This window comes from Providencia sp. PROV122 (assembly GCF_028482365.1).
GTDB classification, from domain to species: Bacteria; Pseudomonadota; Gammaproteobacteria; order Enterobacterales; family Enterobacteriaceae; genus Providencia; species Providencia stuartii.
Map to the genome: position 1 here is coordinate 140,813 of NZ_JAMPQI010000006.1, position 16,380 is coordinate 157,192.

The 16,380-nt window shown below is 39.0% G+C and carries 11 protein-coding genes and 2 tRNA genes; 7 read left to right on the plus strand and 6 right to left on the minus strand.

Annotated features, from left to right (window positions below):
• Nucleotides 1-122: 122 nt before the first annotated feature.
• Together PSE69_RS05570 and PSE69_RS05575 are read right to left on the minus strand one after the other, a co-directional pair.
• The gene (locus tag PSE69_RS05570) at nt 123-1,163 is read right to left on the minus strand and encodes a M48 family metallopeptidase (RefSeq protein ID WP_121874596.1); all 1,041 of its coding nucleotides are present in this window, start codon (nt 1,161-1,163) and stop codon (nt 123-125) included.
• Nucleotides 1,160-2,392 carry a YjgN family protein gene (locus PSE69_RS05575; protein ID WP_121874597.1) on the minus strand — a complete coding sequence of 411 codons (1,233 nt, stop codon included), beginning with the start codon at nt 2,390-2,392 and terminating at the stop codon, nt 1,160-1,162. The genes PSE69_RS05570 and PSE69_RS05575 overlap by 4 nt, the downstream gene beginning before the upstream one ends.
• A gap of 848 nt (nt 2,393-3,240) precedes the next feature.
• Between PSE69_RS05575 and PSE69_RS05580 the strand changes: the two genes are divergently transcribed.
• Nucleotides 3,241-3,307: transfer RNA gene (locus PSE69_RS05580), tRNA-Lys, on the plus strand.
• A gap of 580 nt (nt 3,308-3,887) precedes the next feature.
• Here the strand turns inward: PSE69_RS05580 and PSE69_RS05585 are convergent.
• Both PSE69_RS05585 and PSE69_RS05590 read right to left on the minus strand, forming a co-directional pair.
• Nucleotides 3,888-4,100, minus strand: a complete 213-nt coding sequence (locus PSE69_RS05585) for a HEAT repeat domain-containing protein (protein ID WP_104873590.1) — start codon at nt 4,098-4,100, stop codon at nt 3,888-3,890.
• A 946-nt stretch (nt 4,101-5,046) separates the two neighbouring features.
• Nucleotides 5,047-5,121: transfer RNA gene (locus PSE69_RS05590), tRNA-Arg, on the minus strand.
• Between the two features lie 538 nt (nt 5,122-5,659).
• Here PSE69_RS05590 and mlaA point away from each other — a divergent pair.
• Entirely contained in the window at nt 5,660-6,412 is a 753-nt protein-coding gene (gene mlaA, locus PSE69_RS05595) for a phospholipid-binding lipoprotein MlaA (protein ID WP_014656294.1), read from the plus strand.
• Nucleotides 6,413-7,330: 918 nt separating this feature from the next.
• Here mlaA and fadL read toward each other — a convergent pair.
• Nucleotides 7,331-8,662 (minus strand): long-chain fatty acid transporter FadL, encoded by a 1,332-nt coding sequence (gene fadL / locus PSE69_RS05600; protein WP_102780937.1) that lies wholly within the window; start codon nt 8,660-8,662, stop codon nt 7,331-7,333.
• A 352-nt stretch (nt 8,663-9,014) separates the two neighbouring features.
• Between fadL and PSE69_RS05605 the strand changes: the two genes are divergently transcribed.
• From PSE69_RS05605 to sixA, 4 genes are all read left to right on the plus strand, one after another.
• Nucleotides 9,015-9,311, plus strand: coding sequence for a YfcZ/YiiS family protein (locus PSE69_RS05605; RefSeq protein WP_004921249.1), 297 nt, complete (start codon nt 9,015-9,017; stop codon nt 9,309-9,311).
• 386 nt (nt 9,312-9,697) lie between these two features.
• A complete protein-coding gene (fadI, locus tag PSE69_RS05610; RefSeq protein WP_004921245.1) occupies nt 9,698-11,017 on the plus strand; it encodes an acetyl-CoA C-acyltransferase FadI in 1,320 nt (439 codons plus the stop codon).
• Nucleotides 11,017-13,206, plus strand: coding sequence for a fatty acid oxidation complex subunit alpha FadJ (fadJ, locus tag PSE69_RS05615; protein WP_004921242.1), 2,190 nt, complete (start codon nt 11,017-11,019; stop codon nt 13,204-13,206). The genes fadI and fadJ overlap by 1 nt, the downstream gene beginning before the upstream one ends.
• A 424-nt stretch (nt 13,207-13,630) precedes the next feature.
• A complete protein-coding gene (gene sixA, locus PSE69_RS05620; RefSeq protein ID WP_004921240.1) occupies nt 13,631-14,116 on the plus strand; it encodes a phosphohistidine phosphatase SixA in 486 nt (161 codons plus the stop codon).
• 97 nt (nt 14,117-14,213) lie between these two features.
• Here the strand turns inward: sixA and smrB are convergent, their stop codons facing one another.
• Nucleotides 14,214-14,756: an endonuclease SmrB gene (gene smrB / locus PSE69_RS05625; RefSeq protein ID WP_004921238.1), complete on the minus strand. Its 543-nt coding sequence runs from the start codon at nt 14,754-14,756 to the stop codon at nt 14,214-14,216.
• 243 nt (nt 14,757-14,999) lie between these two features.
• Here smrB and hutI point away from each other — a divergent pair, with 243 nt between their 5' ends.
• Entirely contained in the window at nt 15,000-16,238 is a 1,239-nt protein-coding gene (hutI, locus tag PSE69_RS05630; RefSeq protein WP_121874599.1) for an imidazolonepropionase, read from the plus strand.
• Nucleotides 16,239-16,380 lie beyond the last annotated feature (142 nt).

The following is a 16,380-nucleotide window of genomic DNA, read 5'->3' on the forward strand; positions in this document are numbered from 1 at the left end:
TAAATATTCCATTAATAATCAGTTATATGTTGATTTTTTTACCAATAAGGCAAATAGAGAATCTCCATATTATTGGGGATTCTCTATTCAGTGATTGATAAAAAGGGATGTTAGCGAGGTGATTAGTGTTTTTTATCCTGACTATAGGGTTTAGATGCATCTATCGCATTTAAGCGCTCTTTCCATAGAGGATGGGTACTTAATAGCTTACTCTTCATTTCAGGTGATATGTTAGCCAGCTTGATAAATATTGATTCCATCATCTCTAAAGGGCGTTCTTGTTTTAACATATACTCAATAGCAAATTGGTCAGCTTCTAATTCCATATCCCGAGAGTAGCTCAATGTCATTAATTGATTACCTGAATTTAACAATATGTCTTCAATCCCTGATGATTTGCGCAGTATCCACATGCTGACAAATTTTAACGATGATGAACTCACTAAAGAATTCATTATATGATGATGATAATGATGGCCCATTTCATGTAATAAAACGGAAACAAGTTCATTTTCATCTTCAATTAAGTTAACTAACTCATCAGTAATGATGATTGTACCGTCAGTTAATGTTAATGCGTTGGCTTGTTTCGGGTAGTCTCTAAAAATAAGCCGTGGTTTTAAATCATAATTATTAAATTCTTGAGGTGTAATTCTTTCAAATAGCGCCTTAAGTTCTTGCTGCTTTTTTAATGGCAATTTACTTGGTTCAAGTACACTTTCATCTAAGAGTACGAGTGTTTCTTGGCCAAGGTGCATTTGAATTCGAACAGGAGTCTCTTTAGCAATAATCGATGCCATTGATGGTAGAAAGAATTGGAAAAAGAGATATACCATAGGAATAATACAGGCTAGTAAATACAGGCTAGCCATTTTATAACGTTCTAAAAAGTGAATAACACCAAAATGGAGTTTGCCTTTTTTCAGAACGAGTTTGTTACGTAAATGTTGCTCTTTATCACAGGTAAAACATCCACCATCAGAAAAATAGATAGAGTCTGGTAGTGTTCCTAGTGGTTTTGATAAATGAATATCTTGGTATAGATATGTTTTAACTTCATCGTTAACGTGAAGAGTAATTTGATGCTTATCATTATCTAACTCAATAAAGGCACTGTGTTTCAGTGTCTTTTTATTATAAGTATATTCACCCACTATGTTCACAACGATAATCCAAAGTCGAAGGAATCAAGCGTTTCATCATGAAAAGAATTGGAGTGAGTCTCATCATGAGCGAGTTCATTCTCTAGAGACATATCGCCTGTAATTTTAGTGTTCATGGCGAAATATCGTGCATGGCGAATTTGAGCAATAGGCGTAGCTAACCCTAGCGTAAATATAATAATAAGACTATTAGAGAACAGTAAAATTAGGTAAGAAAAATAGGTGATGGATGAGCTAAATTTTAGCTCGTTACTGAATTCTAATTTATTGAAAAACTCACGTCTCATCATGATATGAATGTAACTATAAGAGAAGAAAAACCCTACGTATAAGTATAAATATATGAATAAAAACAAAAAAACAGGTGGTTCTAACTCACTGAAGTTGCTTTCGTGTATGATAACGGTTTTTATCATAGAGATGATGCTAAACCCGCTTAAGATGATGAAAGGAACCAGTATTAAAAAAGCGATACTATAAATTTTAGCCACTGCCCGATAATTCATTTTTAGCTTAAATGCAGATTTGCCAAAGTAAAAGTTATTTGCGAAATACTCATACAATTGTTTGGTTCTTATTGCAAAAATGGCATATAAAGAAATCGCTATTAATAACAAAGTCGCGTATGTGCCGATAAAGTATCTACTCAGATTTATATGTTCATTGGTATTCGCTGAACTAAAGATAGCGATTAAACCTATGACTTGTCCTACCAAGAATGAAAAAGCAATTGCACCTAATAAAAGTAATAATGGAAGGATAAAAAAGTGCCAATACCCTTTTTTATAACTGCCGAGAAAATTAAATCTTACATTTCTATAGCTTGTCATAATGGCATGGAAACGACATGAGCGAATCATAAAGTAAGGTAGCATCAAGAAAAATAGGGACAGAATAACATATGCTATTGGTTGGAAAAGATAGTTAACGGCTAAATATAATGCAAAAAAGAAAAATATAATAAGCCTAGATACTAGAATCCTTACAGGTGAAGCATGATACTCAAGACGTGAGCCATTAACCTCAGTATTACCTAAGAAGTAGCGTCGGGTTCTGACGGTGGCCCAAGCTGAATATATACCTAGAGTGAGTATCGTCAATAAAACATTCACTATCCATATAAAGAAATACTCAGTATTGTCACCATGAAATTTAACATGATGAACTTGACTACGTATATCTTCCTTTTCAATATCGATATCCAAAAGGTTTTTTGTTGCGTTTTCCATAAGGTTACTCTATTTATGTTTTATTTACAGTGTGCTGGGGATATAAAAAGTAACTTACATTTTAAAACGCTATACGTAGACAATTAGGCTGAAACTAATGAGATATAACGCATAGTGATGTGTATTTAGATGAAAATGACAGTGGTTAGTGAATTTTCAAGTATAAAATACAGCAAGCTAAATATGATACAACGGTTTATTCGTTAAAAATGTAAATTCCCAGCTTTACCAATCACAAATTTTGTGACTTAATCTAAATTATTATTAAGTAAAACTCAATATAAATAAATCATCATATGAGAATTTTTATCTTCATAAAGGGACAACTTATGGTTGTTTATTAGCTTTAATAGAGTAAAAGAGTTAATTCAAGAATTATCCTATTTTGAGTGAATGTACTGTATGATTCACACTTTATATGGGACATGTCTGGATTTGATGATTTTTATCATGAAATGGAAAGCTTTCTTTTTTTAGATTATTGGGACTGCCGATACTATAGTGGTTCATTTATAGCGAGTGACAATAGCATTTTTGATTTATCGACTCTGTTGGTTCAACATTGATAACAGTAAAAATCTCTTTATCTAAGGAAATAAAAATGATAGGTCGCACAGTTAATAGGGAGTGCAACAACTACCAGAGACAAAAAATATATTCCATCGGGATAGAGGATTTGTATTGATGTTACTTAGCTAATGAATAGTAAAAAATACGGATGTGTTATTTAGATTAGAAGATATGTAATTTCAGATATTAATGATGGTTACTTTCACTCTCCACACAAAATGGAGAATGAGTTAGAAGTAAGAAATATCCGAACGTTGTAAGGTAATTTATATCTTTTCAGTTAAATGGACATAACGAATCCTTCTTAAGGGCTAGTTGTAGGTTCGATTCCTACAGGGGACGCCATGATAAGCGGAATAGGTGATAAAAGGTAATTTGAGTTTGTTGAAATGCGTATTAATAATAATTTTTACTAAGCAGTAATCCCTTTCGTGAGGCTGTTATAAAATGCTATACACAATACAAAAGCTCATAAAATGTTTTAGATGCGTTATCAGAAAAAACAGTGATAAACTTAGACGTTGCAAAGCATTGCGTTAGGCAGGTGGATGCATTCATGGAGGATGCTATTTATCCTGTAATTAGATTTATTTTCTATCGACCCAAACGTCGTGGATTAGTCGGGATAGCTAAACCAGCTCCTTAATGAGTAGGCTTCGCCAATGTAATGATAGCGCGTTATGACATTCATTCTCCTCGCTCACATCTTAGCGATGGCGTAAACTTATTTTAACTTAAATGCGGTTGTATTGTGTTTTTTCACATATCGGAGATGGTCATGTCGGCTTCGTTATTGACAAAACAGAATCATGGAGATACCGCACGACCTAATGTAGCAGTTGAACAAGATTAGTGATGATAGCTGAGAACGAACAGCAGGCGATGTATTTGCTAAATTACATTAGAACGGAGTGTTTACAATAAGTTAAAAGAATTCTGCAAGCTTACTTAAGGCTTTTATGGCTGAAATTGCCACATCCTTATTGGGGTCCTTGCACAACTCAATAAGCCTAGAAATAGCAGTTTGCTGTTCAATCGTTGCCTTGTAATCTCCGAGAGCGGTGATTGCGGCTATTTTAACATCGTCATTACCTCTATTTGTTAATTCAACGAGTGTATGAATTATATTATTTTCCATATAACTTACCTTCAAATCCATATTTGATTTCTCATTTTGATATATTAAATGGAATTAAAGAATATTTTCATTCATTTATTGAGCACTAAATGAAATTAATTGTTATTTTAACTCGGAATATGTTTGGAATCTAACTTAAACGGGTAATGGATGTCACAGTGCTGGGATTTAGTTAAAGCAATGTGGGGCCTTGAATAACATGCCTTTGAGGAATCAATCGCTTTTTGATGGGGGGCTTGATTAATGTTGTCTATTAGCTATGGTGGCTAATAAGTGACTTTGAGATGAAAACCTTTTACACGCGCGCAAGCAACAAGGAACAGTGTTAACTTATTCATGACGAGATGAAACCGGAAAAGAGGCCGAAAGTAAAATACAGGCTTGACGTATAAAAAATGGTTTAGAGGGTATTAGCAGGCAAGTTGATTACTATTGTTAGTGCCTAATGTGCTAATACGCTATGCGGTGATGTAAAGCCGACAAAACACAGCCAATGCCGCAGTAATGCTAGATAATTGATAGCATGAAGAGCTGAACAGACTTAGCCACATTAGGGCATTGATACTCAATGTCGATTAATGGTGTACAAGAGAAAATCATTGCTGCTATAGGGTAACGGACAGAATTTGCCAGAGCAGTTCCAGTTTTGTCGTGCAGCAAGACACGCAAAACTAATGGCAGGATATAACTCGATAGTATGAAGTTTTTCTTTTTATCGAGTCTATTAAAACTTTGCGCCAGTGGACGATACATTAAAACATCAACCATCATCATCGGTTTGTTTATAGGCGTTATCTTGGAATTACGTTTAGTTTCATTGGGGTAATAAAAGTGTGTGAGACCCCATATTCCCCTGAGAAATATTTATTCAGTTTAGTATTATTTAACTCAACGGACAGGTAAAGCAGGTTTTTAGTGGGAGGATAGCGGGTTTATTGGCTTACAGTGGCGTCCCCTGCAGGAATCGAACCTACAACTAGCCCTTAGGAGGGGCTCGTTATATCCATTTAACTAAGGGGACATAAATTATGTTACAACGTCCGGCATTCTACTTCTGACTTCTAATTGAATCAAGTTGTTACGTGGAATTTCTTTTATAAAAGAGTAATAAACTATAGTTTTAGGTGATCTTTTGCGCGATATGTTAATGAAACTATAAAAACACGTAATGTTATTATTGAGGGTAATTATGGCGTGAATTGCTCATCCTATGCAGGGATAAGCCGTAAATCGAGATTCGCATTTTTGATGAGTAATGCTAAGTAAACTCAGTGAGCGCCGATGTTTATCGCTTATCTTAAAAAGCCCATTCTAAGCCTCGTGAACACTGTACTGTTTATTACTCCATTGTAACGGATACAGTTAGCCAATCGTGCATTTGATCACTTTTCTTATAAAAACAATATACTTAATAATGTATACTTAGCGTTATGGTTGCTTGGTCATATTGAGCACTCAAATTGGTTAACAATTATATTTATTTGGTTTTAATATAAACGCATTGGTTTATAATTTGAATTGAAGTGCCATGGCTGGTGGTACAGGGAATGGAGAGTATTATGAAGTTTCGCATGAGTGGCGTTCTTCTTGCGGGGGTTTTGCTTGTTGGGTGTTCAAGCTCAATTAATCCTGAAACTCAGGAGCGCTCAGATCCGCTTGAAGGTTTTAACCGAGCGATGTTCAATTTTAACTACAATGTGTTAGATCCCTATATCTTAAGGCCGGTTGCCGTTGCTTGGCGCGATTATGTACCTATGCCTGCACGAAATGGTTTAACGAACTTCTTTGTCAACCTTGAAGAGCCAGCCAGCATGCTGAACAGCTTTTTACGAGGTGAAGTCAGCCAAGGGTTTAAACACTTTAACCGTTTCTTCCTTAACACCGTCTTTGGTGTTGGAGGACTCATTGATGTAGCTTCAATGGCTAACCCGCAGTTAGCAAAAGAAGATCCTAAACGTTTTGGTAACACATTGGGTTACTATGATGTAGGTTATGGTCCTTATGTGGTGTTACCTGGTTACGGTAGTTTTACACCACGTGAAGAGGGCGGTAATTTAGTTGATGATCTTTACCCAATGTTGAGCTATCTGACATTCTGGATGTCGGCAGGTAAATGGGCCTTAGAAGGCATCGAAACGCGTTCCCAGCTACTCGATTCGGATGGATTGCTGAAAAATTCGTCTGATCCTTATTTGTTGATGCGCGAAGCATATTTCCAGCGAAATGATTTCTTATCAAGTGGTGGGGAGTTAAAAGCGACGGAAAATCCAAATGCCTCAGCTATCGAAGATGATTTAGATTCTATCGATTAATGACAGGAAGCTATCACTCTCTTTTGCTATGTATGGCATCAGAGAGTGATAAGAGTATTATTCATTGCCTCGTTTTCCTCGAGAAGTGATTGCATCAATCAGAGCAATAACACCTAAAACACCAATAAAGCCAACCGTAAACAGTGTTCCCATAAATACCTCCTCTCTATATCGTCATATTAACCTCTTTAGAATTAACGGTTAGCTTACGATTATTGCTTAAACGTTAATTTATTTTTCCTATATGCTAGCGGCGCTACGCCGAACCAGACAATGACTACATTGTACTAGGCGTAGTGACAAGAACATGCAGGGTGTGTGATGTTATGAAAATGAATTGCAAAACTATTTACAACGAAGTGATCGAGAAAGAAGAAATTGAAATAGTTTTACAGTGATAAGCCCGATAAATCATTAGTTAATACTAAGATAACATTCAAGCCACAATTTAATTTATAGATTTACAGGGATAAAAGTCAAGAGCACTTCAGGTCTGAACGGCCTCAAACTCACTTTTAAGGAGATTTAAAGTAGTGTATTTTTCTGTTTTAATAATTAATGGGTATTTATTTTCAAGAAAACTGAATAGATAATAGTTAATTATTTTGTATAAAGGTAAATTTTTGGTGCGAGAGTTTTTATTTCTGTTTGTCCGTGTTTTAGGTTTATTGCAGCTACGACATATAAGATGGAGACAGTAACTAGGTTAACACTCTTTTTTATCCTTTTAGGACTAAAAAGAGAGATTGGTGCCAATTAAAATGAGTTATCGTTTTCATTAATGACGTTCAGAAGATAATGGGAGAATCATTTAAACGATTATGTTCCTTAAACAAGAAACCCCATGTAGAAAAGCATGGGGTTAGCTAACGGTTTGGCAGAGGGATCATCCCCTGTTATTTATTTGCATCGACACAATTAGAATGTGTAGTTGAAGTTCACACCATACAACCAGGCTGACCCTTCAGATTTAAACTCATAAGCAGGAAGTGGCAGTGCGTTAGTTTCTACTAACTTCTCAGATATGTTGACTTTTTTACCGTACATATAAGAAATACCCAAGTCTACAGAAGCATTTTCATTAAATGCATAGGTTGTACCCGCACTTAACCAATAGCGATCTTGGTCTGGGATGGAAATTGAACGGTATTTTGTCGGTACAGGGCTTTCGTCATAGGCGATACCTGTACGGAATGTCCAGTTATCATCATAGTAATAGGTTGTACCTACAGCGAAACGCCAAGCATCTTTAAAGTTTTCAGCCTTGTGGAATAATTGCTTTCCATCACTACTACGATATGCTGTTAAATCTTTGAATTCACTCCAGCCAGTATAAGCTACGCTGTAGTGCAATGCCCATTTTGGAGCAACTTTATGGTAACCTGAGAACTCCCAAATATCAGGAAGGTTTAGGTCAAGCTTACCTTTGATTTTTTCACCATCAGTGCCGACAATACCAGCGCCATTAAGGTAAGGGTTATTACTTGGAAGGTCATTTGAGTACTTACCATCTTTAAACTTGACGGTAACTTTAGAACGATAGGTTAAACTAAAACGGTTATCTGGATTGAGTTCGTAGAGGATACCTGCGTTCCAGCCGTAGCCCCAATCATCGCCTGTCAGTTTTGCCATTGTTGTACTAGCAGGAATAGGGGGTAATCCAAGTTTTGGTGTTAATTTACCTAAATCACCTGCATGGCGAGTGATTTCAGCATCGGCATAAACCGCATTGACACCTAAACCAAAACTAAAGTTATCATTTAAACGGTATGCACCACTTAAATTTAAGTTGGCTGTTTTCAGGTCAGTTTTACCGCCAATAGGGCCTGCTGCATAGTTTTTACTAAAGTCAGTTGCGAGGCCAAAGTTGGTGGTCATTGATGTACCTACCGCCCACTTATCATTGATAGGGAAAATGAAATGCGCGTTAGGCACGAGAGCGCTTGGTGCAATATCATTTGCGGTTAAGTTACTGCCTAAAGGAGATGCTCCACGCCCTTTAATATCAACACTTGGGTCAATATAAACTGCACCGACTGAAATGGCTGGGCGATCAAATAACATCATTGCAGCAGGGTTACGACTACCTTCACTTGCGTTGTCACCGAGTGCGCCGGCTCCCGAAAATGCACGTCCGAGCGCAGATGTGGAATATTCATTAAGCAAAAAACCAGCGGCGCCCGCATTAGATGAAACTATTGCCACTGCTATTGCTAAAGCTGATCGAGTAAATAGGTTTTTCTGGCTCATGACCAAAACCCTCTTGTTTATTATGTATATTAGGCGACTTCTATCGCAAGAAGCGCAGAATTGTAGGGTCGCTTGCCTCTATGACAAATCAGACCAGTTACTAGAGTATAGGTCTGACCACCTCATATGTTGCAAGCATGTTTTTCGTTTATATACAAATTGTTTTCAAAATTGCGATGTATTTAACAAAATGGCAACATCCGTTGGGCGTAATTCTGTCATTGATGAGTATTTATGGGGTTAGATCAAACTTATCTCAGATAGTCAGGGAATAGGCTTGATATACACTGGTTTTTCTCTCTTTTTCAGCGTTATGATAGCAACTTAACAGTTTGTTGATTTGGAGAGTAAAATGACTGATGCGATTAACCGTTGTAGCGCGGAAGAAACTGCTGCTTGCTGCTGTGTAGATGTGGGTACAGTTTTAGATAATAAAGATTGCACTGCATCGTATCAGCATGTTTTCGCGAGCCATGAAGAAGCGGAATCTATGTTGAAACAGCTAACTGAAAAGGCCAAATCTGTTGAGTCAGAACCTTGTGCTATCGACCATTCCATCACCAATGTTGAAGGTGGTGTTGAGTTGTCTGCAAACTTTACTTTTAGTTGTGAAGCAGAAAGTCTGATTTTTCAATTAGGCTTACGCTAATCAAACAACTGATTAACTCTTTATCTCCTTCACTATAGTCTAATTGCGCTATAGTGAAGGTGTTTTTCTATTTAATTCCCTTTATTTTCTGCTCAACTCTTTTCTGCTTTCATTAATATTCATTAAGTTGTGTGCAAGCTCGCATTTTCTTAATGTCGCTATTTTCTGAATGTAACGTTTATGTTAACAATATTAAACAGGTCAGACCTCTTTAGCGAGGGTCAGTTAGCCACAAGCACTTTTTTAACAGGTTACGAGAATCGGTTAAATATAAATAAGTTACACCTATTATTTTAAAGTGCGGGTTTCACTTGTGGCTACAGAAACCAGCATGAAAGGTTTAGAGGTCATAAAAAACGGTTTATCACTTTTTAGCAGGAGCTACCATGAATCAACTTTCCCATCATGGCGAAAGCACTTATGCAGCAAAAGAGAGGATAGCAATTATTAGCGGCCTCCGTTTACCTTTTGCCAAGCAAGCCACAGCATATCAAGGTATTGCTGCGGTTGATCTGGGAAAAGCTGTTGTTGCAGAACTGCTAAGTCGAAGCGGTATTGAAAAACAACTTATTGAACAGCTGGTGTTTGGGCAAGTGGTACAAATGCCAGAAGCCCCGAATATTGCGCGGGAGATAGTGCTCGGTACAGGTATGAGTGTCTCGACGGATGCCTATAGTGTTTCTCGCGCTTGTGCGACGAGTTTCCAGGCTATGGCAAATATTGCTGAGAGTATGATGGCTGGTCATATCTCAGTTGGTATTGCTGGAGGTGCAGATTCATCTTCTGTATTACCTATCGGGGTTTCCAAGAAACTTGCAGCAACGCTTTTGTCATTAAGTAAAGCGAAGTCATTCGGGCAAAAGCTTTCATTGATGTCGAAATTACGTCTAAAAGATCTGTTACCTGTCGCACCCGCCGTTGCAGAATATTCGACAGGTTTACGGATGGGGGATACGGCGGAGCAAATGGCGAAAACGTATCACATCACTCGTGAGCAGCAAGATGAACTTGCGCATCGCTCACATCTGCTCGCGACCAAAGCTTGGGAAAGTGGTGTTTTGGAGCAAGAGGTGATGAGTGCTTACATGCCGCCATTCAAACAAGCCTTCACTCAAGATAATAATATCCGTACAAATTCAGTTTTATCTTCTTATGCAAAGTTAAAACCTGCATTTGATCGTAAACACGGTACGGTGACGGCAGCCAATAGTACACCACTGACCGACGGGGCGGCCGCCGTGCTAATGATGACGGAATCTCGTGCTAAAGCATTAGGCTATACCCCGTTAGGTTATATACGTAGCTTTGCTTTCTCTGCTATTGATGTTTGGCAAGATATGCTGTTAGGCCCTTCTTATGCGACACCAATAGCGCTTAAACGTGCGGGGTTGACGCTACAAGATTTGACATTAATCGATATGCATGAAGCTTTTGCCGCTCAGACGCTAGCGAATCTTAAACTCTTTTCTAGTCGCCAATTTGCTCAAGAAAAATTGGGGTTATCAAAAGAAATTGGTGAAGTAGATATGGATAAGTTCAATGTGCTTGGTGGGTCTATTGCTTATGGTCATCCATTCGCTGCAACAGGAGCGCGTATGGTGACACAAACACTGCATGAATTACGTCGCCGAGGTGGTGGGTTTGGTTTAACAACAGCATGTGCTGCTGGTGGGTTGGGCGCTGCAATGATTTTGGAGGTGGAATAATGACGCACCATTCAGAAACAGGGGTTCAAGCCGGCCTCGTGCATGAAGCTTTTCGCCTTGAAGTTCATGCCCAAACAGTGGGTGTCATTTTCATTGACGTACCAAATGAAAAGGTCAACACATTGAAGGCTGAGTTTGCACAACAGTTCCTCTCTATTTTACAGCAAGCACAGTCGACACCTGGTTTAAAAGGATTGGTGATCACCTCTGGGAAAAAAGACAGTTTTATCGCGGGCGCGGATATTAGCATGATTGCTAACTGCCAAAGTAAAGAGCAAGCCAGTGAGTTATCTCGAGAAGGGCACCTGCTTTTCGAAAAGCTAGAAAACTATCCTTTACCTATTGTTGCGGCAATCCATGGAGCCTGTCTCGGTGGTGGGTTAGAACTTGCATTAGCATGCCATGTCAGAGTGTGCTCGAATGACGATAAAACGCGTTTAGGCCTACCTGAAGTCCAATTAGGCTTACTTCCCGGCTCAGGTGGAACCCAACGTTTACCAAAATTAATTGGCATACCAAATGCACTGGATATGATGTTAACGGGTAAACAGTTACGCGCGAAACAGGCACTAAAAATGGGGTTAGTGGATGATGTCGTGCCTGAAACCATTCTGTTAGATGTCGCTATTGCAATGGCGAAAAAAGGTAAAATCCAACGCGCGCCTATTCATTGGCAACATCGTTTATTAAGCAGTAATTTATTACGTAATAAAGTCTTTTCCAGCGCCAAACAAACCGTAATGCGCAAAACGAAAGGCCATTATCCTGCTCCAGAGAAAATTATTCAGGTTGTCAAAACAGGGGTAGAAAAAGGGGCTAAAGCCGGATATGAGGCAGAAGCCAAAGCGTTTGGCGAGTTAGTGATGACACCAGAGTCAGCCGCACTAAGAAGCTTATTCTTTGCGACAACGGCATTAAAAAATGAAACGGGCTCTAGTGCAAAACCACTCGCATTTAAGCAGATTGGTGTGTTAGGTGGCGGTTTAATGGGAGGGGGGATTGCATTTGTCACCGCAATGAAAGGTGATCTTCCTGTCCGTATTAAAGATATTAATGAGAAAGGCATTACCCATTCACTGCGTTATAGCTGGGATCTATTAACGCAAAGAGTTAATAAAAGGCGCATGCTTGCTCGCGAGCGTAATGCAGTGATGGCAAAAATATCTGGCACGCTAAATTATCAAGGGTTTGAGCACGCTGATATTGTGGTTGAAGCTGTCTTTGAAGATCTTTCACTAAAACAAAAGATGGTTGCAGAGGTACAAGAGGTCACCCACGGGAAGGCGATTTTTGCCTCGAACACTTCTTCATTACCTATTCATCAAATCGCTGAAAATGCAGCTCACCCTGAAAAAGTGATTGGCCTACATTATTTTAGCCCTGTTGACAAAATGCCACTGGTTGAAGTGATCCCTCATCAGCAAACAGATGCAGAAACCATTGCGACGGTGGTGGCTTTTGCGAAACGCCAAGGTAAAACGGCCATTGTTGTGGGGGATGATGCAGGCTTTTATGTGAATCGTATTTTAGCGCCTTATTTGTGTGAAGCGGCTGAATGTTTAATGAGTGGCGAATCAATTGAACATATTGATAGTGCGCTTGTTGATTTTGGCTTCCCTGTTGGGCCATTTAACTTATTAGATGAAGTCGGTATTGATGTCGGAACTAAAATTTTACCTATTTTAGTCAATCGCTTTGGTGATAGGTTTAAGGCTCCTGAGCTTCTGGATAAAGTGAATAAAGACGACCGTAAAGGCAAGAAAAATGGGAAAGGCTTTTATTTGTATGGGCATCAACCCGCATCTAAATTGATGTTCTGGAAAAAATCTAAAAAGCGTCAGGTAGATAGCAGTATCTATTCATTAATCGGTATTCAGCCACAAAATCATTTGAGCAAAATTGATATTGCTGAACGCTGTGTGATGTTGATGCTCAATGAGGCTGTTCGCTGTTTAGATGAGAATATTATCCAAAATGCACGAGATGGGGATATTGGCGCGGTATTTGGTATTGGCTTCCCGCCATTCTTTGGTGGGCCATTCCGATATATGGATAACTTAGGTATTCAAAAAACAGTAGATACGATGAATCAGTTAGCTGAGCGTTACGGTGATAAATTCCGCCCTTGTGAACGCTTGTGTCAGATGGCACAAACAAATGAAACCTTTTTTCCAGCAAACAAAAGTTGAGTATTGTGAAGCCACTTTCAAGCAGCCATAACGGTGGCTTCTTTAATTAACAACCTGAAATACCACTTAGCGTACAACTGTGTATTTTAAGGTACGATGATGTAACCAAAAAGCCTGATGTATTTGCTTTAATATAGCAATCATCGGGTTTTTTATTGATTGAAAATAGAAAAAGCTAGATGGTCTCTAATGTAGTTAATTGGTAGGTCAGAGGGGCCGATGGGAGCGGGAGCAATAAGATAATTAGGCCACTGCTGCATGCTTTTCAGACAAAATTAAACGCAAAAAATTACTTAAATCATTTTATTTGTCGGTAGTTTGATGCAGAATCACTTTTCGCCCCACTGATGGTGACTCTGACAATAAATTATTTTAACAAAAAGATTAGCCAGTGTTATTTGCTAGGCTACTCAGATGGTGGATTATGCAAGTTTATATTATGCGTCATGGTGATGCCGCACTACAGGCCGCAAGTGATGCGGCAAGAGCGTTAACTCAAAAAGGGAAAGATGATTCGGTATTGATGGCTCAATGGTTGAATAAACGTCATCCAGAGATTGATCATGTCCTAGTAAGTCCTTATCTTCGAGCAGAGCAAACACTACAAACTGTCCGTGAGCATCTTAGCCTACCTGAACAAGCTACGGTAATGGAGATGTTAACACCCGGTGGGAATGCGGCATTTGTGGCAGATCATATTCGTGACCTAGCAATAATGGGAGCGAATGCCGTATTGGTGGTGTCTCATCTACCTCTTGTCGGGTATTTAGTTTCAGAGTTATGCCCTCATGAAGCACCTCCGATGTTTATCACTTCTTCGATTGCCTGCATTGAAATGGATGTGAAGCACCATAAAGCCCATTTAGATTGGATGCTCAGCCCAGCTCAATTACTCTCAGTCAATCAGTAATGGCGACCAGTTAGCCCCTAGGGGCTTTTAAACGGTCTGTTGTCGTGATGAAAAATGGCTAACGTTGTATTGTGTAATATGAAGACGCTGAAAATTGCTAGCGCCTAATGTGTTCTTGAGTTTCAATTAATAAGAGTAGTGACGCATTCCCGCCCCATTCTTTAGGTGCTTGATGAAAAGCAAGAATATCTGGGTGTTGGGCTAACCACAGGGGCGTTTGCTGCTTTAAAATATGCTTACCATGGCCGTGCATAATGCACGCACAAAAGACATTTTCGCGTTTACATGCGGCAATCAGCGCCCCAATTTCCTGTTTCGCTTCTAATTGTGTTAAGCCATGCAAATCAAGAAAAAGTTCAGGAACATAATCGCCTCGACGCAATTTTTTCAGCTCGTAAGGGCTAGAGCCGGGTTTCAAATAGCGAGTTGGGCCTTCATCTTCCAATTGAGGTTGAAATTCATCTGAAAAATAAAATGAAGCATCGATTTGTTCTTGTTGGACTTTTTTACTTGAAGGATGAGTGACTTTTGTTCGCACAGGAGTATGCAAGATTTGATCTTGTGCTATCTTTTTTGTGCCGCGAATAGCTTCTTTAAATAGATGAATGTCATCTTTGTCTAATTCAAATTTATTTTTCATTCGATTAATTATCTTAGCTAGCTGTTTAATTATCTTTTTCAGATAGTACTTATCTACATTAGTGTAACCTATTTTTGATGACGAAGGTTATAGCTGTGGATTATAAGATTTAACTAACAAAATTTTAACGTTATGGGCAGTTTACATTGACAATTGTAGCTGTATTGACTAATTGTATATACATATATATACCTGTTATCTATTGCAGTGGTAAATGTACTTATTAAACCCATAGGATCTGTTATGTCATTTAAAACACTTGCTCATGATGTCGTCTGGCGAAATGGCCGCATTGCTACAATGGATCTGGGATCTAACGTGGCATATGGACTCTTAGAAAATCACGATATGGTCACGCGAGAGAATAAGATCGTGGCGATTGAACCAAAAGGTGAGTTAGATACAGCTAATTGTAAAGTAGTGGATCTAGAAGGGCGCTTAATTACACCAGGTTTAATTGATTGCCATACGCATTTGGTTTTTGGTGGCAATCGTGCGGCCGAGTGGGAGCAGCGGATGAATGGTGTCTCTTATGAGACTATTAGCCAACAAGGTGGTGGGATTAACTCTACTGTACGTGCCACGCGAGCGTTAAATGAAGATGAACTCTATCAGGTTTCACAACCGCGATTAGAGGCGCTGATCCGTGAAGGTGTCACAACCATTGAGATGAAGTCAGGCTATGGCTTGGATTTGAAGAGTGAGCAAAAACAGCTCATGGTTGCCAAAAAATTAGCCGAAGCATACCCAGTAACAGTCAGTTCAACTTTGCTATCAGCGCATACGGTACCGCCTGAGTATAGAGATAAAGCTGATGAATATATTGATCTAATTTGTACGGATATTATGCCAACATTGTGGCAGCAAGGGTTATTTGAAGCCGTTGACGTCTTTTGTGAGACGGTGGGCTTTTCGCTAGAACAGAGCCAAAAACTATTTGCAGCCGCACAAAAATTGGGGATCCCAGTCAAGGGGCATGTTGAGCAGTTGTCCAACCTTGGAGGCAGCGAACTGGTTGCTAGCTATCGGGGGGTGTCGGTTGACCATATTGAGTATCTTGATCTTAATGGTATTCGTGCACTAAAAGAGAGTGGAACAGTAGCCGTTTTACTTCCGGGCGCCTTTTATTTCTTGAGAGAGAAAAAATTGCCACCTATAGAACTGTTGCGTGAACATCAAATACCAATGGCGGTATCAACGGATTTTAACCCTGGCACAAGCCCTTTCGCTTCACTACGTATGATCATGAATATGGCTGCTGTACTATTTAGATTAACACCTGAAGAAGTATGGGCTGGAGTTACTTGTCATGCTGCGAAAGCATTAGGTCGCGAGGCAAGCCATGGACAGCTTAAGGTCGGCTATCAGGCTGACTTTGTGGTTTGGAATGCGGTTGACCCCGTTGAGATGATTTATGAGCAAGGTAGCCAGCCATTATATATGCGAGTTTATCAAGGCAATATTAGTCATCATAACTCATAAGTGAATTAAAGTATCAGATAGTTTGCACGCTGGTGGAGTAGGAACGGGATGAGAATATAAACCGTTCCTTCAAATAGAATAATGTCGATAAAATCAGCTGATTATTAGTTATTTTTGTTAGAAATTCATTAAATCATAAAAT